Raw genomic sequence first — 19,630 nt, 5'->3', positions numbered from 1 at the left:
AATAATTTATCTGACCCATTAGCTCAGTTGGTAGAGCATCTGACTTTTAATCAGGGTGTCGGGCGTTCAAGTCGCCCATGGGTCACCATTAGAAAAACATGACTGCAAGAGATTGCAGTTTTTTTTATTTGGAGATAAACTTATTTACAAATTGAATAATGAACAAATTTATATAAAAAAGCAAAAAAAATACTTGTACAAGACCAGTAACTCCATTTATTTTTATAGCCAACATGATATAATTCTAGAATAGTTATGTTGTTAAATAATTATTAATCTGATAGGGAAGGAGGCTCTTAGAATGAATAGCGTTTTGGACACAAATGACGGAAAACTAAGAATTATCCAAGAGACTGTTCCTGGTAAACAAGTAACGCTTGCTCATATTATTGCAAGCCCAGATGAAATAGTATATAAGAAATTAGGATTAAATCCCAATATTGATTATCAAAAAGCAGCTATTGGAATATTAAGCATGACACCTTCTGAAGTTTCGGTAATTGCAGGAGACTTGGCAATAAAAACATCGGTTATAGAGATGGGTTTCATTGATCGATTTAGTGGCACATTGATGTTTACGGGAAGAATATCTGAGGTTGATTCGGCAATTAAAACGATTCTGGCTTATCTCAGAGACACATTGAAATTTACGGTTTGCGAAATTACAAAAACTTGAAAATGAAGGCGAAACATGAAAAAAATGATTTTGATCGGTCGAAGTGAGTGTGGAAAAACAACACTTAGACAAGCATTAAAAGGAAAAGAAATACATTACGAAAAAACACAGTATGTCAATCATTATGACGTTGTTATTGATACACCAGGGGAATATGCGGAGAACAATACCTTAAGTCATGCATTGGCCTTATATTCATATGAAGCAGACATTGTAGCTTTATTAATTAATGCAACAGAGCCATATTCGCTTTATCCACCTTGTGTTGCTGCGGTAGCCAATCGACCAGTTATTGGGATTGTTACACAGATTGATGCTGAAGGAGCCAATGCTGATCAAGGCGTGAAATGGCTTGAACTAGCGGGTTGCGAAAGAATATTTAAAGTGAGTTCTTACACTGGAGAAGGAATCTGGGAAATACTGGAATATCTTCGTGAGGATGGAGATATGTTACCTTGGGATAAAAAAGAGGATGCCGAAAAACCTAGAGTTGTTTTTTCTACAAAAAGTGTAACGATTTTAGAAGAAGACTTTGATGATATTATGAAAGTCTCGTAACAAAAATTTCAGAAGCACTGGTACCAAAGGTTAAGAGCAGTTATTTATCTGATTATATGTTGCCTGAATTTACAGCATGTAAACAGATAAATATTTTTTTAAACTCGTTTGTGTAAAGGAATGAAGAATAATTGATGGAGAATTGTTAAAAATGGATTAAGTGATACCGCAAAAAGTATATAAAAAGTTGATTAAAAGCTTGCAGTAAAAGATAATTATTGTTATAATTATAACGTTGCGGAAGTGGCTCAGTGGTAGAGCACTGGCTTCCCAAGCCGGGGGTCGCGAGTTCGAATCTCGTCTTCCGCTCCAAAATGCGATAAGAAAGCCATCCAGATACTGAGTGTAAAGTTGTTAATAACAATTTTACACTCTTTTTACGTATTATCAACTTTATTTTTTTAAAGCAAGGTATTTTAACTAAAAATAAAAGTATACTATCATTTTTTGCAATTAGCGGGTATATAAAGAATAAAATAAGCAAAAGGTGGGTTGTATATGAAATGTGAAGATCAATGCTTGGTGCCATTAGAAAAGTTAAAAAAAGTTTGTAATTATAAAGATGAATTGAAATTTTTTAAAACATCATTGGATGCATCACCGCTTGATGTGATCTTAGGTCAGGATAGGGCAGTAAAATCGATGCATTTTGGCCTTGCAATGGATGCAGATGGTTATAATATCTTTGTTGTAGGACCGCCTGGAACTGGTAAAAATGACTATACAAAAGAAGTGGTTTCACAGGTAGCAATTGCCCGTAGGACACCGAATGACTGGTGTTATATTAATAATTTCATCAATAAAGATAAACCATTAGCAGTCTCTTTGCCAGCAGGCCAGGGACGCGAATTTCAGATAGATATGGAAAAATTAATATCTGAACTTAAAAATGCCATCAGAAAAGCTTTTGAAAGCAGTGATTATGACCTGAAAAGAGATCGGATCTTTAGTGCTTTCCAGGTAAAAATGGCAGAACTGTTTCAGGTAATTCAACAAAAAGCATTTGAGGAAGGATTCAGTGTAAAACCATCAGCCATGAAGTTTATATTTATACCGATTCAGGATGGCAGACCTATGTTACCAGAGGAATATGAAAAACTATCAGATCAGGAACGTCATGAAATAAGTGAAAAGAGATATGTTCTGGTAAACAAACTTGATAAAATACTGGCCGAGGGTCAGAAATTCGAAAAAAAGACAACGGAGCAGCTGTTCGAATTAGATCGAGAAATTGCTCTTATTACTGCCGAGCCATTAATTCAAATATTAAAAGAGAAGTACATCGGAATACCGATGATTGTTGAATATCTGGATAAAGTGTTAAATGATGTTGCAGATAGGTATAACATCTTTAAAAAACAAGAACCATTTTCAGGACGTACATCTACGTCTCAATATCAGGAAGAAAATGATGATGCTGCTAAAGGCGGATCGAATCCGTATGGACCGAATTATTTTACCGGTCAGGAGGAATCGAATTCCTTTTCCCGATATAAAGTTAACTTGTTTATTAATAATGAAAAACAAAAAGGAGCTCCTATCGTTATTGAATCTAATCCATACTATTATAATCTTTTTGGAAAAATTGAGTATAAAAGCCAGATATTGGTTATGAATACGGACTTTACAATGGTGAAGCCGGGAGCGATTCATATTGCTAATGGTGGTTATCTTGTTTTACAAGCTAAGGATATATTGACTGATCCGTTTGTTTGGAGTGCCTTGAAGAAAATTCTTAAATACCAGCAGGCGGTTGTAGAAAATATTGGCGAGCAATATAGAACGGTGCCCACTTTGACATTAAAGCCCGAACCGATTCCGTTGAATGTGAAGGTTATACTGATAGGAAGCCCTATTTACTATCTGATTTTATCTGGAGATGAAGATTTTAGAGAACTATTCAAGATTAAAGTAGATTTTGATTATGAAATGACTCGAAATTCTGAAAATCTGCATAAGTATGTTTCATTTGTCAGTTCAATTTGTCATAAGGAAGGGTTAAAACATTTTAATCAGGCGGGTTTGGCTGGAATTATTGAATATGGTTCCAGGATGGCGGGTGATCAGAATAAACTTTCTACACAGTTTGGTGACATCAGAGAAGTGGTCTATGAGGCAATAACATGGGCAAAAGCGGAAGAGTCTGAGTTTGTGGACATGAAGCATGTAAAAAAAGCAATATCAGAGCGAAAATATCGTTTTAACGAGCTTGAAGAAAAAATTCAAGACGAAATATTGCAAAAAAAAATTATCATTGATACCGATGGAAGTGCGGTTGGACAGGTAAATGGTCTTTTCGTTATACAAACGAGTGGGTATTCTTTTGGACTGCCGGCACGTATCACGGCCATAACTCATGTAGGACGCGGTGGTGTCATTGATATTGAAAGGGAAACAGAGATGAGTGGGAATATTCATTCCAAGGGTGTTTTTACGCTTGCTGGATATCTTGGCGGAAAGCTAGCCCAGGATAAACCCTTGGGTTTTACAGCCCAGGTAACATTTGAACAGCTATATGAAGATGTGGAGGGGGACAGTGCATCCAGTTCTGAACTTTATGCAATCATATCAAGTTTGGCTGGCATTAAAGTGAAGCAAGGCATTGCGGTTACCGGATCGGTGGATCAACGAGGCGAAATTCAGCCAATCGGAGGCGTAAATGAAAAAATTGAAGGCTTCTTCGATATATGCAATGCAATCGGTTTGACAGGTGAACAGGGGGTTATCATTCCGGTACGTAATATTAATAATTTGATGTTAAAAGATGAAGTCCTGGAGGCCGTGAAAAAAGATCAATTTCATATCTATGCAATATCAAACATCGATGAAGGGCTGGAATTATTAAGCGGAATGCCTGCCGGTGAGATTGGTGAGGACGGAACTTATCCGGAGGGAAGTGTTTTTTATGAAGTTAATCAAAAACTTCAGGAATACAATAAAGTATTAGGAAATTCAGCAGAGGAACCAATCTACTTTTCTATAGAAGAAGAGCAGCAGAATTGATAGTGACGCTGATATTTCCTGAGACTGGAAAGAGTATTTAGAAAGTTTGAAGTAATCAGCAGCAGGGTATTGGGTAGAAAAAGGTGGGAAATTATAAATACGATTTTCGGCCTTTTTTGGATCAAATTTTAAGTACCCCAAATAAAACGCTGAGACGGGATTGAGCTTTCAATGAATTTAATAAAATTTATTGAAAGTTTGGAAATTTTGCATTTATATTCAGATAACCGGGTTACGAAAAGTGTTTCTATGTTAAACAACAATGACAAAAATAGTGATTTGTAATATAATGAAACATGAAAAGAAATGATAATAAATGAAGAAAAAATGCGTGTCAAGCAAGGAAGGAAATTCAATGGGGTTTAATTTATCACTGATCAGCTTTTTTATTTTGATTGTTGCATATTTGACAGTGATTGAAATATTTACGGTGCTCTTTCGGCTGACGGGATTAAGAGAGGATAAGGCCAGATTTCAGGCCATTTCATGTATGACAAACAGTGGATTCACCACCAAAGAAAGTGAGCTCATTCTTAATTCAGCGGCAAGGCGACATTTAGCCCGAATTATGATGGTTTTTGGGTATCTTTTTGCCGTGACAGGCGTTTCAATTTTAGTGAATTTGTTTATCCGCTCGTCTGGAGATCAATTTAATGGATGGACAATTGTATATTCGATTAGCTTTCTGGTTATTATTATTATCATAACCCGTTCAAAATGGATCATTGGAAAATTTGACAGATTGGTAGAGAGACTCGCTAGAAACAAGCCCAAAGGTGCCTTCTGCAATAATGTGCGAATTTTAGAAATGGTGCATGATAAATTGATTGCGGAGATATTTATAACCTGCATTCCACCTGAAATTAACGAAAAAACATTATTGGAAATGAATTTTAGACATACGTATAAATTGAATGTACTATTGATTAAACGAGGGAATACGATTATCGATCATGTCATTGCAACAGATCAGATTAAACAGGGAGACCGGATTTTTGTTTATGGACCAAAGGATAAAATTATGGATCTTTTCAAAGACAGAATTTAAAAATAACATAAAAGAATTAAAAAAATCATGAAAGTGATTGACAAAGGAGACAGAGTTTGTTATTATAATCAAGCACGTTACAGAAAACAGTTATTTAATTCCTGTTTGTAGCACTGTTATGCGGATGTGGCGGAATTGGCAGACGCGCTAGACTTAGGATCTAGTATCTTACGATGTGGGGGTTCAAGTCCCTTCATCCGCACCAATTAAGCGGAAGTGGCTCAGTGGTAGAGCATCGCCTTGCCAAGGCGAGGGTCGCGAGTTCAAATCTCGTCTTCCGCTCCAAAATTTAATAGGTTTGGAAGGACTTAGACATTGTCTAAGTTGTTCTTTTTAATCAACTTATGTGCGCCATTAGCTCAATTGGATAGAGTGCCTGGCTTCGAACCAGTAGGTTGAGGGTTCGAGTCCCCCATGGCGCACCACTTATAAACATAATCAGAGCAATCTGGCTAGAATCACCATCAATGATGGTGATTTTTTTTTCGGATCGCAATGAATCATACAAAAAAATATTAAGTCAGATATGTTAAAATTTATTGTAAAAACAGAATGAGGAGCAAAATGAATATAGAAATTGCGATTAACAAATCAATTTTACATGTTTTGGATACAAATGCGAGTATCCCGATATTATCGGATACGTTATTAAATATGACACTAACGGTTAAAGACTATATTGAAAGACATGTTCAAAGATCAATAAAAGATACGGATATCAAGCGAACCATTTTTAGAGCGGGAAGTCAGTTTAAAGAACGAATCCGGGATTATCGAAAGAATTCTCATGAGTTGGTGCGAGTAAGCAGTGAAATAGCGCAACTATTTTTTGATTACATGATTGAAAACATTGAGATCCCTTCAGCAGATCTCGTATTTGTGGATTTTGAAATGAATCATGAGAATTATCTTGGGATATTCAAGTTTAATTATAAACTGGGATATATCCATTATGTGAATACGGATAACGGATTGACCAATGACATCATCGTTCAGCCATGTGTGCTTCCCACTGAAAGTCAGAAATTAGATGAATTTGCACTCATTAATTTGACAACGGATGAAATTTTATTAAAAGAAAAAAAATATCTCATTAACAATGAAAAAGATTTTTATATTTCAACGCAATTACTTTTTTGCGAACCGGCAATATCGGAAAAGGAAGCCTTTGAAATTGTAGAAAAAACCGTGAAGGAAGTTATTGGAAAAGAGTACGGTGGCGATTATGAAAAATTGAATACAGTTAAAACTGTGATCGCAGATGATTACGAAGCAGAGAGTGAAATTGATATTGAAAATATTGCAAAAGTAGTTTTTGATGGTGACGAAACGATTCAGGAAAAATTCAAGGAAAGCTTAGAACAAAAAGGACTGTATGAAAAAAAAGTTCAGATGACTCAAAATATTGAAAAGAAAATTTTTGGAAAACAGAAATTTGTGACAGATACAGGAATTGAAATATGCATTCCAACGGAGCAATTAAAAAGAAATGATATTATTGAGTTCAAAAACAACCCGGATGGCACAATTTCTGTTGAAATTAAAAACATTGGATTGCTAAATCATAAGTAAAATGAAAAAGCCAATAGATGTGAAGGAGAAAAACAGATATGAATATCAAAAACGAAATTAAATTAATCGAAAAAAATAAGTTTGCCTCATGTATTCCTTTAATCAGCGCAGATAAAAGTGAATTGTTGGCAGACGTGAAAGCGGCAGTAGAAAATGGATGCGATTTTTTAGAATGGCGTCGCGACTATTTTATGAAAGGAGCAATCCTCAAGCCAGAAGAGGAATTAAATATCCTGAAAGAGATAAAAAAAAGAATGAAAACCCAGGGACTGATTTACACGTATCGAAGTCATCTTGAAGGCGGTGCTTATGAAACAGCAGATGCCATTCGGGAAGCGTCAATAAAAACAGCCATCGAAAGTGATGTGGCAGATTATGTGGATGTTGAACTGGAAAGCAATGATCTTTTTTTAGCAAGAATTAGGGATGTCATTAAAAACAATCGGACGCAATGGATTGCATCTCATCATAATTTTAATCGTACCCCGAACACTCAGGAAATAGAAAAATTATATCTATCGATGGAAGCCAAGAATGCAGATGTACTTAAATTAGCAGTAATGCCTCATACGTCAGAAGATATCCGTCACTTAATAATAGCTAACCTATTACATAATGAAGGATCAAAATCACCGATGATCAACATTGCGATGGGGAGTCTCGGTGGAATCACCAGGATCGCTCCAGAACTTTGTGGTGGTTCAATGACCTATGTGCTGGGAACCGGAAAAACAGCTCCGGGACAGATGAATCTTGTGGAAATAATCGCGCTCAGAGAAAAATTGGGGTTAATATAGACTTTTGATTAAAACAGAAAATCGATGTGTTGATAAACCTAAACCAAAAACCTAAACCAAAAACTAAAGGTCAATTGATTATTTATTGTATTTTCTTCTAGGAAACACAATAAATAATCAATTGACCTTTTAAAATATCGTTTTGCATCAAAGTGCTGCTGTGAAATTTGATCACTGTTGCGTTTTTTCGGTGCGGCTCTCAGTATGTCAGAAATCTGACCATCCAGGGTTTGTCTTTGAATTTTTCAACCAGCCATCTGGAAAGATAGGCGCATAGGATGCCAATCGCAATACCAGCTAGAACATCGGTGGGATAATGAACAAAAAGGTAAAGTCGAGAATAAGCGACAAGAATCGCAAAAACTAAAAGCCCCCAACGCCAATTGTTCTTACGGGTTATAAAATATGCCCAGGTGTAGGCAAAAACTGAAGAACTGTGACCAGAGGGAAATGAAAAATCATTTGGCTTAGGCAAAATAAGGTCAATATCGTAAAACGTAAAGGGACGATGACGGGCGACAAGGGGTTTAAGTGTCAGATTCACAAAAAAGACACTCAATAGCAAGGCCGCAAGCATAATCACACCGGTTAACCGAGTCTCCTTTTTTATCATCAGCAAAAAAGAAAGAAAAAAACCAAAGATGCCATGATCTCCAAAATTTGTAATAAAAACAAAGAAAGGATTGAGACCGCTGAAAACGAGATGGTTATGGATCCAAATTAAGATGTTTAAGTCCATCAGTTTGATTTACCATCATTGTCAATATCCGTTATTTGCCAATCGATCGGTTCAATACCACGACTGATCAACAGTGCATTGGCGCGCGAAAAAGGACGACTGCCAAAAAAACCACGGTGGGCGGAAAGCGGACTGGGATGAGATGATTCAATAATGGGGTGTTGGGGATTGGTGATCAGCGAACGTTTATTTTGCGCGTCTTTTCCCCAAAGAATAAAAATAACCGGTTCTTCCCGTTGATTTAAAGCTTGAATCATATGGCTTGTAAATGTTTCCCAGCCCATATTGCGGTGAGAACCCGCTTGACCGGCACGAACGGTAAGAACGGCATTTAGAAGAAGAACTCCCTGGTCAGCCCATTTTTTCAAACAACCATGGTTGGGGAGGGGATAACCCAGATCTTCTGACAATTCTTTGTAGATGTTCAATAGGGAAGGCGGAATCTGAACGCCGGGTTTCACTGAAAAAGAAAGACCATGAGCCTGTCCCGGACCATGGTAAGGATCCTGCCCGATAATACACACCTTTGTTTTAGAGTAGGAGGTGTAGTGAAAGGCATTAAAGATATCTTCCATTGGAGGATAGACTAAACGGCTTCGGTACTCGGTTATTAAAAATTGCCGCAGTTTTGAATAATATTCTTCTTTTAGTTCATTTTGAATGGGAAGTTCCCAATCGTTATTAATATGAAGTGACATAATTAATTCTCCTGAAAAAGTATTTGCTGTTGTGTTAACATGGAAAAGTCGTTCGTAAATTGTTATGATTAAATTATACACTAAATAAAGAGGGTTTCAATCATGATTTTTGTCATTCACAAGGTGGAAGGATTATGTTATAATGGATAATGTATACAATATTACAAGTGATTATTAGTGCAAAGGGAGAAAAAATGGATAAGGTCGTTGTAAAAGCCAAAGCAAAGGTGAATCTAACGCTTGATGTGACCGGTAGACGTGAAGATGGCTATCATGAAATGAAAATGATTAATCATTCCATTAGTCTTGAAGACACATTAACCTTTGAGACCAGTCCGGAAGGCATTTCGTTAACCTCGGATAATAATCAGATGCCATTAGATGAAAAAAATCTGGTTATCATAGCATTGAGAAAACTGCAAAAGCGATTAAATGTAAAAAATGGAGTCAAAATACATATAGAAAAAAGAATTCCTTCTCAGGCCGGTTTAGCGGGCGGAAGCAGTGATGCGGCGGCGGCATTGAAAGGGCTAAACATTCTTTGGAACTTGAATCTGTCAACAATAGATCTTTTAGAAATTGGTGCAACAATAGGTGCAGACGTACCCTATTGTCTTATTGGCGGAACAGCATTAGTAGAGGGTATCGGTGAAAAAATAACGCCGTTACCGGCAATGAAAAAATTGTATGTTGTGGTGATAAAACCGAATGTGAATATATCGACGCCCTGGGCATTTGAAAAATTGGATCAAAGAGAGATAAAAAATCATCCGGATGTATCGGCGGTCGTCCAATTGCTCAAAGCAGAAAATTATGCAGAATTAAAGGTAGTGATGGGTAATGTTTTTGAAGAAGTGGCGTTTGAACAGTATCCAGAAATTTGTGAAATAAAAAAAGGTTTGCTGAAAAATGGCGCTTTAGCCGCAATTATGACAGGCAGCGGATCGACAGTAGTGGGTTATTTTCAGGAAAAGAAATTGGCTGAGATGGTATGGAAAGTTTTTAATCAAAAATACTCAACGTGCTTTTTTAGTGAAATAAGTGAAAATTGAGGAGAAATGATATGTTAGAAGAAAAGAAAGGATTAAGCCTTGATGTAAGTTCTTGTAAGCCATTACGTGAAATTGTCTTTGAAACAATCCGTTGCGCGATCATTACTGGGGAACTCCAGCCGGGACAACGTTTAATGGAAGTTCGCTTGGCTGAAGAAATGGGAGTGAGCAGAACACCAGTCAGAGAATCGATTAGAAAGCTTGAACTGGAGGGTTTGGTAAAAATGGTTCCCAGGAGGGGAGCGTATGTTACTCCGATGTCGGTAAATGACCTGAAAGAAATGATGGAAATTCGTAGAGCATTGGAGGAATTGGCAGCTGAACTTGCAGCTATGAATGCAACTGCAGAAGAAATAGAAAAATTATATGAGGCGAATCGTCGATTCGGTGAGTCAGCTCTGGCAAATGACGAAGAAGGCATTATTAAAAATGATATGGACATCCATGATATCATTTATGAAGCATCTGGAAATAAGAAACTTTTGGCAATGATCAATAGCTTAAGAGAACAGATGCAGCGTTTTAGAGCAGAATATGTACATCGAATTGAAGACAAGACGCCCTTAGTGGATCAACATATGGAAATTATTAAAAAAATCGAAAATGGTGAGAGTGCTTTGGCTAAAGCAGCAGTTTCTGAGCATATTCATTCGACCGGGGACGATATGCTGCAAGTACTATATGCGGTAAAAAACGACAAAAATAAAAACGAATGGGCCTTATAATAAGGGCTCATTCGTTGATTTACGGAAAAGCAATGAGGCAGATGCGTGCAAATGCTCATTTCGAACTTGGCGTTTTCACATGGTTGGGCTAAAACAAAAACCTATTTGAGGTCATTGTTTTCAAAAAAGTTCTTGTTTGCAAGTAAAGCAATCACAAGAAGAATACTCCCGCACACAACAAACACATCAGAAAAATTAAAAATGGCAAATTTGATCATTCGAAAATCCAGGAAATCTACAACATAATTCAATCGGATTCGATCAATTAAATTGCCGATTGCCCCTCCAATGATAAAAGAGAGGGAAATATTAATCCAAAAATTCTCTCGGTACTTAGGAATTTTATAAAGAAAAAAAATCAGGATACCAATAAAAATCAATGTTATTAAAATCAGAAAAAATTGCATGTCGGAAAAAAGACTAAAGGCGGCTCCTGTATTTTCAACATAGGTCAGATGAAAAAAACCGGGTATGATGGGAAAGGTTTTAACAGGTGCTATATGAGTAAGAATCAAATATTTGGAATACTGATCCAGAAAAACAACAAAAAGGATAATGGCTAAATAGATCATGATTTCTCCTAAATTAAGTTTTGTTCACTACAAAATATATGATAATTTGCTCTAAAACACAAGAAAAACTTTAATTCTGGCAACTTTTATTTTTGATTAATTTTAATTTAAGAAACTATTTGAAACTACTTTAAATTTTTTAAGTTAAATGTTAAGATATAAACCGGACTGCAAAAAGTACTGGAGGACAAGATGAAGTTAAAAATTGATAAAGAACTTATAAAGAAATATGGTTATTTTTTAGTGGGGGCATTAATATTACTGCTCATTTATAAAATATTGGATAATTTTGGAATCATTGCAAGTACTTTTATAAAAGGTGGCCACAGAGTTTTTGTTATTTTAGAGCCCGTTCTTTTAGGGGGGGTTTTAGCCTATTTTCTTTTTAGACCGATGCGAAGTATTGAAAAGTTCATTTTTAAAATTTTTCCAAAGAGTCAAAACCAATCGCGAACAGTACGGATGATTTCAATTATAATTATATACATCATTACAATCGTATTGATTGTTCTTTTTTTCTATGCCACGATACCTTCGGTTGCAAGTAGTTTTAAAAGTTTGGTTAATCAAATGCCGGAAAATTTGGCAATCATTGACCATTTTCTGGGAAACAGTCTTCTGCAAGGCGGCGCTACTCAAGATGTTCTGTCTAGCTTAAAATATACCATTGATGGATTTAAGAGTTTTACGCTGCAGGATATCATGAATCAGATTGCCGCTTATCTTGGAACGAATCCCGAATCGCTAAGTGATATTGGCAGTGTCGCATTAGTGTTTGTTAAAGGAACCCTGGAATTCATTGTATCCTTTTTTATTGTTTTTTTTATCGGACTTTATCTGATGTTGGATGCGGAAAGGATTATCGAGCAAGTTGATCGCTTTGCAAAAGCAATTATGAATAAAACACTGTACAATGGAACACATTGGGCAGGCATTATGATTGATGATGTTTTTTATAAATATTTTACAGGCAAAATTCTGATATCCATTTTTGTTGGTTTCCTATATTATTTGGGTTTATTGGTTATTGGCGTTGATTATGCACCACTCTTTGCAGTGATTTTGGGAGTTGCTAATATGATTCCTTATTTTGGCCCGATTATTGGCGGGACAACAAGTGTTCTGATCACACTCATTGATGATCCGATTAAAGCTTTATGGGTTGGTATTTGGGTAATTGTGCTTTTTCAATTGGAAGGAAATGTTATTGCACCAAATGTTTTGGGAAAAATTGTAAAACTTAATCCATTTTGGATTTTGGTTAGTGTGGTTATCGGAGGAAGTCTTTTTGGAATATTGGGAATGTTTATAGCGATTCCAGTGTTTGCGATCATTAAAGTATTTTTAGAAGAGGCATTGACAAGATGGGAACTTCATAAAGATAAGTTGGCAGTTGAAAATCCGATCGATGATCGTGAAAATTAGATAAATAATAAGTGGGTAACTTAAGTTAATTGAGGAAGGGACAGAATATAATGGAAAATGTATTTCAGGTTTTAAAAGAACGCGGATTTATTGAGCAATGCACCCATGAAGAGGAAATAGTAAAAATGCTTGGAGAAGAATCCGTTTCTTTTTATATTGGATTTGATCCAACTGCGGATAGTCTTCACATCGGCCATTTCATACAAATCATGGTAATGGCCCATATGCAACAGCATGGACATCGCCCCATTGCCTTGATTGGTGGAGGAACGACGATGATCGGAGATCCTTCAGGACGAACAGACATGCGTCAGGTCATGACGCCCGAGCGTATTAAAGAGAATGGTGAGAAATTTAAAAAAGTGTTTGAAAAGTTCTTAAGTTTCGAAAATGATAAAGCCGTTATGATTAATAATGCGGATTGGTTACTTTCGCTCAATTATATTAATTTTTTAAGAGATATCGGCTCACATTTTTCGGTTAATCGAATGTTGGCGGCAGACTGTTACAAAACGCGTTTGGAAAAGGGACTCACTTTCTTAGAATTCAATTATCAGCTATTGCAAGCCTACGATTTTTATGTTCTTCATCGAGAACAAGGCTGCAAAATGCAGTTTGGCGGAAATGATCAGTGGTCCAACATTATTGCCGGGGTTGAGCTGGTCAGACGAAAGGATGGAGAGCAGGTCTATGGGATGACTTTCTCATTGCTGACAACCAGTGAGGGCATAAAAATGGGGAAAACAGCCAAGGGCGCTTTGTGGCTGGATCCTGAAAAAACATCACCCTATGAATTCTATCAATACTGGCGCAATATTGCGGACATGGATGTCGAAAAATGCCTGGCATTGCTGACATTCATACCGATGGATGAGGTGCGACGATTGGGTGCATTGGAAGGAGCAAAAATTAATCAGGCGAAAGAAATATTGGCCTTTGCGGTCACAGCAATGATTCATGGCGAAGAAGCCGCACATGAAGCCCAAAATGCTGCCCGAAAGCTCTTCGCCGGTAATCAGGGAAATGCGGAAATTCCAAGCATCGAATTGGCAAAAGACGAATTGGGAGAAGGAATGGACATTCTTTCGTTATTGGAAGTTGCTAAACTCATACCGACTCGAAGTGAAGGGCGCCGTCTCATTAAACAGGGGGGTATCTTTGTTGATGGTGAAAAAGTTTTGGACCCCAAAGCGATTTACACCGCCAGTGATTTTAAAGCGGGAAAACTTATCTTGAAAAAAGGTAAGAAGGCATTCAAACAAATTAATTTAGTATAGAAGGTGACAACACATGATCAGTTCAAAACCTGTTAGAGGAACAAGGGATATTTTACCGGATGAAATGAAAATTCGGGATCGGTTGGAACAAAAGATATTAGAAATATATCACGCCCATGGGTTTAGCCGAATAGAAACACCAATTATGGAAAATTTAGAGCTGTTACTGGGCAGTGAGGGTGGTGAAAACTTAAAAATGCTTTTTACCATCTTAAAGCGTGGTGAAAAACTGGACTTAACGAAAGATGCAAGTGTATTGGATCTTTGTGATATGGGTTTGCGTTTTGATTTAACATTGCCATTAAGTCGATTTTATTCAAATAACCAGGCAGTGCTCGAAAGCCCTTTTAAAGCAATTCAAATTGGCAATGTTTTTCGCGCAGAACGACCTCAGAAAGGACGATTCCGATCATTCAAACAATGCGACATTGATATTATCGGAGATCCATCGATTAATGCCGAAATCGAGTTAATGGACACGACTGCTAAAGCATTGATCGCCATGGGCTTTAAAGGATTTACGATTAAGGTAAACCATCGGCAGTTATTAGGAGCCGTGATAAGAAAAGCTGGCTTTGCAGCTGAATCCATTGGAACCGTGTGTATTTCTTTGGATAAACTGGATAAAATTGGGGTAGCTGGTGTCACTCAGGAATTGCTGAGTAAAGGACATGATCAAGAAAAAGTTGAATGTCTAATGTCTTGCGTCAACAATATTAATTTAGAAAATCTGAATCAATGGGTGGATGACCCGGAAGCTATTGAAGAATTAACCCAGGTAATCAAGGCAGTGAAAACCCTGTCGAAAGAAGAATTTGAAGTTGTTTTTGATTTTTCTCTTATCCGTGGGATGGGATATTATACCGGCCTGATCTTTGAAGTGAGTTATGGCCCTTATGGTTATTCCATTGCCGGTGGCGGTCGCTATGACAATATGATTGGAAAATACAATAAGGTTTCGGTTCCGGCAGTTGGCTTTTCCATCGGGTTTGAACGGATTATTTCGATTCTTTTGGAAGAAGAGAAAGACGGCAGACAAGCGAAAAAAGCAATCGTGATGTTCTATGAAACGCAGAATGACAGGTTCCAAGACGTCATTGCTGAAGGTGATGCCTGGCGTGATAAAGGGTACCTCGTCAATCTGGTTGCAATGAAAAAAAAATTTGGAAAGCAGATTGCAGCATGGAATAATGGATCTTATCAAGGGTTTCTGGTTTTTGGCCGGGATAAAGAAATAAAGACATTTTGACCTTGCTGTTAAACAATAATGATTGAATCGATCATATCGTAAAACACTTGCATCGGCTGTTTGAACCGGGCGGGTGTTTTTTATTATTTTAAATAATTTGATTATATATTAAGAAGTAAATAAGAAAATGTGCTATAATGTAATATTAGCAGTCGGAAAAAATATAGATAAAGGAAAAATGAATGTCAAAAAAAATAAATTTAATTGCTACCGTTGCTTTCGGGATTGAAAGCGTGGTTAAAGACGAAATAAAAAAATTAGGCTATGAAGTCACTGAAGTAGAGAATGGAAAAATTCGCTATTCCGGTCCGTTGGAAGCAATTCCCCGATCAAACTTATGGCTGAGATGTGCAGACCGTGTACTTTTAGAAGTAGGCCGTTTCAAAGCCGTAACGTTTGATGAACTTTTTGAGAAAACAAAGGCATTGCCATGGGAAGACTGGATACCAGTTGATGGTGAGTTTCCTGCGGCAAAAATTAGCAGTGTGAAGTCAACTCTCTATAGTAAATCGGATGGACAGCGGATTGTAAAAAAAGCAGTGGTTGAACGATTGAAATCCAAATATCATGTTGATTGGTTCGAAGAAAATCGTGGCAAGTATCCTATTCATATTCAGATTCTTAAAGATGAAGTGACTTTGTCAATAGATACTAGTGGTTCGGGACTGAATAAACGTGGGTATCGAGAATATGGAAATGAAGCGCCACTGAAGGAAACTATTTCAGCGGCACTGGTCTATTTATCACATTGGCGACCGGATCGTTATTTTCTTGATCCGCTTTGCGGGTCGGGAACGATTGTAATAGAAGCGGCAATGATTGGAAAAAATATGGCGCCCGGATTGAAACGAGATTTCGTGTCAGAAAACTGGGATTTTATGCCTCAAGAAATGTGGGAACAAGCACGACAGGAAGCAACAGAAGCGATCAATGATAAAGAATTCCTGCTGTTAGGGTCAGATGTTGATCCTGATGCATTGAAACAGGCACGGACCAACGCCGAACTAGCTGGGGTAGCAGACTATATCGCATTCCAAAAATTACCGGTCCAATCGGTAATAACGAAAAAAAAATACGGCGTTATTATAACAAATCCTCCTTATGGAGAACGTATTGGGGAAGAAAAGGAAGTTCAACGTCTTTACCGAGACATGGGTAAGGTATTTAGAAGTCTGGAGGATTGGTCATATTTTATTATCTCGGGATATGAACGGTTCGAAAAATATTTTGGTGAAAAATCAACAAAAAACAGAAAACTTTATAATGGGGATATTAAAACCTATTATTATCAGTATTATGGACCATTGCCTCCTAGAAAACGAAGACCAGTTAATGAAGTTGAGAGTCTGAATCAAGTCAGTGAAGAATCAGAAAAAATAGTAAAATAAAGAATGGGTGAAAAGATGAAACGAGAAACAAATAACCGAACAAACGGCAAAACAGATGATAAGCCGCGGGGAAAAAAGAATGATCGTGAAACAAAAGGCGGAGAATCAAAATTCTCGACTAAAAGGGATAAGAAACCACGAAAATCTGAAGAACATGGACCTAAAACAGGAAAAAGCAGTCATAAATTTGAGGAACGTGGCACAAAAGATGATAAAAAGCCGCATAAATTCGAGGGACGCGGTCCGAAAGAAGACCGAAATCCTCGTCGCTTTGATGATCGTAAATCACAACATAAATTTGATGGATTTAATCGCGAAGAAGAGGGCGTTACCGAAGAAACATTTATTATTGTCGGAAAAAACCCAGTAATGGAAGCTTTCCGATCAGGACAGGAAATTGATAAATTATTGGTTTTAAAAGACAATACAGATCATGTGCTTAAAAAGATCATGGATAATGCAAAAAAACGCAATATCATTATTCATTCCGTTGAAAAAGCCAAGCTTGATTATTTATCAGAAGGGGAAGTGCATCAGGGAGTCGTTGCACTGATGGCACCTTTTCCTTATAGCACCATTGATGATATTTTAAACCATGCGAAGAAAAATGGAAGAGATCCACTGATTGTTATTCTTGATCACCTGACGGATCCTCACAACCTGGGCGCGATCATTCGAAGTGCCAATCTTTGTGGCGCCGATGGGATTATTATACCAAACCGTCGTTCAGCATCGTTGACAGCAGTTTCAGTTAAGGCTTCTTCTGGAGCCGTCTCGCATACCCCTATTGTTAAGGTGACCAATCTGAGCCAGGTGATCGAAGATCTTAAGAAAAAAGGCTTTTGGATTATGGCGGCAGATATGGATGGGCAGCCATATTATAAAGCAGACTATAAAGGCTCATTGGCAATTATTATCGGAAATGAAGGTGCCGGCATCAGTGCAAATGTTAAAAAACAATGTGATTTCACCGTTTCAATTCCAATCCATGGCGAAATTGAATCATTCAACGCATCTGCAGCGGCAGCTGTTATTCTATCCGAAGCTGCTAAGCAACGCTTCTAATGAAAACCATATTAATTGTGGATGGCTATAATGTTATCCATGGTTCAGAAGATTTGCAACGTCTTTCAGAAATTCAATTAGAAGAGGCAAGAGTAAAACTTATTGATGATTTGAATGGGTATAGCGGCTTCAAAGGATGGGAAACCATCCTTGTTTTCGATGCCTATCAACAGCAGTCTTTGGAAAAAAAAGAAGAAATACACGGCAGAATAAAAGTTGTATTTACAGAGAAAAACAAAACGGCAGACGCTTATATTGAAAAATTAGTATATAGTCTGCCGAATGCTTATACGATAAGGGTCGTCACATCTGATTATACGTTGCAGCGGATGGTCTTGGCAAGCGGAGCAGAACGTGTGCCTTCCAGAGAGCTGATCGAAGACATGGCGAGGACACTGAAAAAATTTCATGATGAGAAGAAAAAAAGTTTAGAAAAACAGGGCGTGACCTTAAGCGAGTTTATGGATGCAGACACCCTCGAAAAGTTAAAAGAAATGCGTATTAAGGAATGATACGAGGAAAAAATGGTGAAAACAAATAATGAAAAATTTGCAGAGCTTGAAATTGTTGAGAGCGCTCAACAAGGGGACAAGGAAGCAGAACAGTTCCTCTTGAAAAAATACCGAAAAAATGTTCTGATTCGATCAAGATCCTATTATTTGGTGGGCGGAGATAATGAAGATCTTATTCAGGAAGGTATGATTGGACTGCTAAAAGCAATTTGGGATTATCGTTCTGATCGGGACACCCAATTTTCAACTTTTGCCAACCTTTGTATTGAACGCCAAATTCAAACAGCCATCAGTTCAGCGAATCGAAAAAAGCATTTGCCTTTGAATGATTCTATTTCAATTTATACCGCGGTTTCAGAAGAGGAACCGCAAAATATTATTATTGATCAGTTGGCGGCAGAAAAAACAGTTGAACCGGGAGCAAAACTAATTAAAAAGGAAGAATTCGAACAACTTATCGAAGATGTGAGAAGAGAGTTGTCAGACTTTGAAAAAAAAGTGCTGTCTTTTTATATACAGGGTGCTTCTTATTTTGAAATTTCAGAGGCATTGTCCTGTGGAAATAAATCGGTGGACAATGCATTACAACGGATTAAGAAGAAAATAGGTAAGCGTTTGTGAAGAAAAACGGAAAGATTAGAAAAAAATAGTTGACAAAAGAGAAAAAACAAATTATTATAGAGAAGCTGAATTAATAAGCAAGTGGGAGAATGCCCGAGTGGCTAAAGGGGGCGGACTGTAAATCCGTTGACGGCGTCTACGATGGTTCGAATCCATCTTCTCCCACCATTTTATTATAAGCCCTCATAGCTCAGTAGGTAGAGCACCACCATGGTAAGGTGGGGGTCTCCGGTTCAAATCCGGATGAGGGCTCCATTTTTATATCATTAATTAAAATTGACATAGCAGGAACCGATAAATATTTAATTCTTAAGGAGAAGAACAAATGGCAAAAGCAAAATTTGAAAGAAATAAGCCACATGTAAATGTTGGAACAATTGGACATGTCGATCATGGTAAGACAACATTAACAGCGGCAATTACATGTGTATTAAACAAACGATTTGGAACAGGGGAAGCGGTAGCATTCGAAAACATTGATAAAGCCCCAGAAGAAAGAGAACGTGGAATCACAATTTCAACAGCCCATGTTGAATATGAAACCCCAAATCGCCATTACGCCCATGTTGATTGCCCGGGCCATGCGGATTATGTAAAGAACATGATCACCGGTGCTGCCCAAATGGATGGAGCCATCCTGGTTGTTAGTGCTG

Annotated in this window: 19 protein-coding genes and 7 tRNA genes; 23 read left to right on the top strand and 3 right to left on the bottom strand. The window is 37.3% G+C overall.

Features of this window, described 5'->3' with window-relative positions:
• Nucleotides 1-12 precede the first annotated feature (12 nt).
• The 11 genes from FZC41_RS16570 (at nt 13) to aroD (ending at nt 7,654) form a co-directional block, all read left to right on the top strand.
• A tRNA-Lys gene (locus FZC41_RS16570) sits at nt 13-88 on the top strand.
• A 213-nt stretch (nt 89-301) separates the two neighbouring features.
• On the top strand, nt 302-676 hold the full coding sequence (locus FZC41_RS16565) for a BMC domain-containing protein (RefSeq protein WP_148568562.1): 375 nt from the start codon (nt 302-304) through the stop codon (nt 674-676).
• Between the two features lie 15 nt (nt 677-691).
• Nucleotides 692-1,234, top strand: a complete 543-nt coding sequence (locus FZC41_RS16560; RefSeq protein WP_148568561.1) for a EutP/PduV family microcompartment system protein — start codon at nt 692-694, stop codon at nt 1,232-1,234.
• 237 nt (nt 1,235-1,471) lie between these two features.
• Nucleotides 1,472-1,546 (top strand) — tRNA-Gly (locus FZC41_RS16555).
• Between the two features lie 186 nt (nt 1,547-1,732).
• Nucleotides 1,733-4,237 (top strand): Lon protease family protein, encoded by a 2,505-nt coding sequence (locus tag FZC41_RS16550; RefSeq protein ID WP_148568560.1) that lies wholly within the window; start codon nt 1,733-1,735, stop codon nt 4,235-4,237.
• A gap of 355 nt (nt 4,238-4,592) precedes the next feature.
• A complete protein-coding gene (locus FZC41_RS16545) occupies nt 4,593-5,285 on the top strand; it encodes a TrkA C-terminal domain-containing protein (RefSeq protein ID WP_148568559.1) in 693 nt (230 codons plus the stop codon).
• Nucleotides 5,286-5,405: 120 nt separating this feature from the next.
• A tRNA-Leu gene (locus tag FZC41_RS16540) sits at nt 5,406-5,490 on the top strand.
• A 5-nt stretch (nt 5,491-5,495) separates the two neighbouring features.
• Nucleotides 5,496-5,570 (top strand) — tRNA-Gly (locus FZC41_RS16535).
• A 63-nt stretch (nt 5,571-5,633) separates the two neighbouring features.
• Nucleotides 5,634-5,710: transfer RNA gene (locus tag FZC41_RS16530), tRNA-Arg, on the top strand.
• A 139-nt stretch (nt 5,711-5,849) separates the two neighbouring features.
• The gene (locus FZC41_RS16525; protein ID WP_148568558.1) at nt 5,850-6,857 is read left to right on the top strand and encodes a nucleoid-associated protein; all 1,008 of its coding nucleotides are present in this window, start codon (nt 5,850-5,852) and stop codon (nt 6,855-6,857) included.
• 38 nt (nt 6,858-6,895) lie between these two features.
• Nucleotides 6,896-7,654 (top strand): type I 3-dehydroquinate dehydratase, encoded by a 759-nt coding sequence (gene aroD, locus FZC41_RS16520; protein WP_148568557.1) that lies wholly within the window; start codon nt 6,896-6,898, stop codon nt 7,652-7,654.
• Between the two features lie 199 nt (nt 7,655-7,853).
• Here the strand turns inward: aroD and FZC41_RS16515 are convergent, their stop codons facing one another.
• Nucleotides 7,854-8,393, bottom strand: a complete 540-nt coding sequence (locus FZC41_RS16515; protein ID WP_148568556.1) for a phosphatase PAP2 family protein — start codon at nt 8,391-8,393, stop codon at nt 7,854-7,856.
• The gene (locus tag FZC41_RS16510) at nt 8,393-9,091 is read right to left on the bottom strand and encodes a uracil-DNA glycosylase (protein ID WP_148568555.1); all 699 of its coding nucleotides are present in this window, start codon (nt 9,089-9,091) and stop codon (nt 8,393-8,395) included. The genes FZC41_RS16515 and FZC41_RS16510 overlap by 1 nt, the downstream gene beginning before the upstream one ends.
• 194 nt (nt 9,092-9,285) lie before the next feature.
• Between FZC41_RS16510 and ispE the strand changes: the two genes are divergently transcribed.
• Complete coding sequence (gene ispE / locus FZC41_RS16505; protein WP_148568554.1) at nt 9,286-10,143, top strand: 4-(cytidine 5'-diphospho)-2-C-methyl-D-erythritol kinase; 858 nt, start codon at nt 9,286-9,288, stop codon at nt 10,141-10,143.
• An 11-nt stretch (nt 10,144-10,154) separates the two neighbouring features.
• Nucleotides 10,155-10,868: a GntR family transcriptional regulator gene (locus tag FZC41_RS16500; RefSeq protein WP_148568553.1), complete on the top strand. Its 714-nt coding sequence runs from the start codon at nt 10,155-10,157 to the stop codon at nt 10,866-10,868.
• Between the two features lie 101 nt (nt 10,869-10,969).
• Here FZC41_RS16500 and lspA read toward each other — a convergent pair whose 3' ends face one another.
• Nucleotides 10,970-11,440, bottom strand: coding sequence for a signal peptidase II (gene lspA / locus FZC41_RS16495; RefSeq protein ID WP_148568552.1), 471 nt, complete (start codon nt 11,438-11,440; stop codon nt 10,970-10,972).
• Nucleotides 11,441-11,632: 192 nt separating this feature from the next.
• Here lspA and FZC41_RS16490 point away from each other — a divergent pair, with 192 nt between their 5' ends.
• From FZC41_RS16490 to FZC41_RS16445, 10 genes are all read left to right on the top strand, one after another.
• Entirely contained in the window at nt 11,633-12,865 is a 1,233-nt protein-coding gene (locus FZC41_RS16490) for an AI-2E family transporter (RefSeq protein ID WP_243135850.1), read from the top strand.
• A gap of 50 nt (nt 12,866-12,915) precedes the next feature.
• Nucleotides 12,916-14,142: a tyrosine--tRNA ligase gene (gene tyrS / locus FZC41_RS16485; RefSeq protein WP_148568550.1), complete on the top strand. Its 1,227-nt coding sequence runs from the start codon at nt 12,916-12,918 to the stop codon at nt 14,140-14,142.
• A 13-nt stretch (nt 14,143-14,155) separates the two neighbouring features.
• Nucleotides 14,156-15,391: a histidine--tRNA ligase gene (gene hisS, locus FZC41_RS16480; protein WP_148568549.1), complete on the top strand. Its 1,236-nt coding sequence runs from the start codon at nt 14,156-14,158 to the stop codon at nt 15,389-15,391.
• A gap of 182 nt (nt 15,392-15,573) precedes the next feature.
• On the top strand, nt 15,574-16,779 hold the full coding sequence (locus FZC41_RS16475; protein ID WP_148568548.1) for a THUMP domain-containing class I SAM-dependent RNA methyltransferase: 1,206 nt from the start codon (nt 15,574-15,576) through the stop codon (nt 16,777-16,779).
• A 15-nt stretch (nt 16,780-16,794) separates the two neighbouring features.
• Nucleotides 16,795-17,844 carry a 23S rRNA (guanosine(2251)-2'-O)-methyltransferase RlmB gene (gene rlmB, locus FZC41_RS16470; protein WP_148568547.1) on the top strand — a complete coding sequence of 350 codons (1,050 nt, stop codon included), beginning with the start codon at nt 16,795-16,797 and terminating at the stop codon, nt 17,842-17,844.
• Nucleotides 17,844-18,356 (top strand): NYN domain-containing protein, encoded by a 513-nt coding sequence (locus FZC41_RS16465; protein ID WP_207725075.1) that lies wholly within the window; start codon nt 17,844-17,846, stop codon nt 18,354-18,356. Before rlmB ends, FZC41_RS16465 begins: the two co-directional genes overlap by 1 nt.
• Nucleotides 18,357-18,368: 12 nt before the next feature.
• Nucleotides 18,369-18,977 carry an RNA polymerase sporulation sigma factor SigH gene (gene sigH, locus FZC41_RS16460; RefSeq protein WP_148568546.1) on the top strand — a complete coding sequence of 203 codons (609 nt, stop codon included), beginning with the start codon at nt 18,369-18,371 and terminating at the stop codon, nt 18,975-18,977.
• A gap of 83 nt (nt 18,978-19,060) precedes the next feature.
• A tRNA-Tyr gene (locus FZC41_RS16455) sits at nt 19,061-19,145 on the top strand.
• 11 nt (nt 19,146-19,156) lie between these two features.
• Nucleotides 19,157-19,232, top strand: a tRNA-Thr gene (locus FZC41_RS16450).
• 70 nt (nt 19,233-19,302) lie between these two features.
• Nucleotides 19,303-19,630 (top strand): GTP-binding protein (locus FZC41_RS16445; protein WP_243136710.1); only part of this gene is annotated, 328 nt, incomplete at its 3' end.

Source organism: Acetobacterium paludosum (assembly GCF_008086595.1).
Classification (GTDB): domain Bacteria; phylum Bacillota; class Clostridia; order Eubacteriales; family Eubacteriaceae; genus Acetobacterium; species Acetobacterium paludosum.
Note: the sequence above shows the minus strand (reverse complement) of the source record. Positions and strands in the feature narration are given on the sequence as shown.

Excerpts from the sequence above, each read along its gene's own strand:
- FZC41_RS16565 (WP_148568562.1), top strand. The coding sequence starts at position 302 with ATGAATAGCGTTTTGGACACAAATGACGGAAAACTAAGAATTATCCAA.
- FZC41_RS16560 (WP_148568561.1), top strand. The coding sequence starts at position 692 with ATGAAAAAAATGATTTTGATCGGTCGAAGTGAGTGTGGAAAAACAACA.
- FZC41_RS16550 (WP_148568560.1), top strand. The coding sequence starts at position 1,733 with ATGAAATGTGAAGATCAATGCTTGGTGCCATTAGAAAAGTTAAAAAAA.
- FZC41_RS16545 (WP_148568559.1), top strand. The coding sequence starts at position 4,593 with ATGGGGTTTAATTTATCACTGATCAGCTTTTTTATTTTGATTGTTGCA.
- FZC41_RS16525 (WP_148568558.1), top strand. The coding sequence starts at position 5,850 with ATGAATATAGAAATTGCGATTAACAAATCAATTTTACATGTTTTGGAT.
- aroD (WP_148568557.1), top strand. The coding sequence starts at position 6,896 with ATGAATATCAAAAACGAAATTAAATTAATCGAAAAAAATAAGTTTGCC.
- FZC41_RS16515 (WP_148568556.1), bottom strand. The coding sequence starts at position 8,393 with ATGGACTTAAACATCTTAATTTGGATCCATAACCATCTCGTTTTCAGC.
- FZC41_RS16510 (WP_148568555.1), bottom strand. The coding sequence starts at position 9,091 with ATGTCACTTCATATTAATAACGATTGGGAACTTCCCATTCAAAATGAA.
- ispE (WP_148568554.1), top strand. The coding sequence starts at position 9,286 with ATGGATAAGGTCGTTGTAAAAGCCAAAGCAAAGGTGAATCTAACGCTT.
- FZC41_RS16500 (WP_148568553.1), top strand. The coding sequence starts at position 10,155 with ATGTTAGAAGAAAAGAAAGGATTAAGCCTTGATGTAAGTTCTTGTAAG.
- lspA (WP_148568552.1), bottom strand. The coding sequence starts at position 11,440 with ATGATCTATTTAGCCATTATCCTTTTTGTTGTTTTTCTGGATCAGTAT.
- FZC41_RS16490 (WP_243135850.1), top strand. The coding sequence starts at position 11,633 with ATGAAGTTAAAAATTGATAAAGAACTTATAAAGAAATATGGTTATTTT.
- tyrS (WP_148568550.1), top strand. The coding sequence starts at position 12,916 with ATGGAAAATGTATTTCAGGTTTTAAAAGAACGCGGATTTATTGAGCAA.
- hisS (WP_148568549.1), top strand. The coding sequence starts at position 14,156 with ATGATCAGTTCAAAACCTGTTAGAGGAACAAGGGATATTTTACCGGAT.
- FZC41_RS16475 (WP_148568548.1), top strand. The coding sequence starts at position 15,574 with ATGTCAAAAAAAATAAATTTAATTGCTACCGTTGCTTTCGGGATTGAA.
- rlmB (WP_148568547.1), top strand. The coding sequence starts at position 16,795 with ATGAAACGAGAAACAAATAACCGAACAAACGGCAAAACAGATGATAAG.
- FZC41_RS16465 (WP_207725075.1), top strand. The coding sequence starts at position 17,844 with ATGAAAACCATATTAATTGTGGATGGCTATAATGTTATCCATGGTTCA.
- sigH (WP_148568546.1), top strand. The coding sequence starts at position 18,369 with ATGGTGAAAACAAATAATGAAAAATTTGCAGAGCTTGAAATTGTTGAG.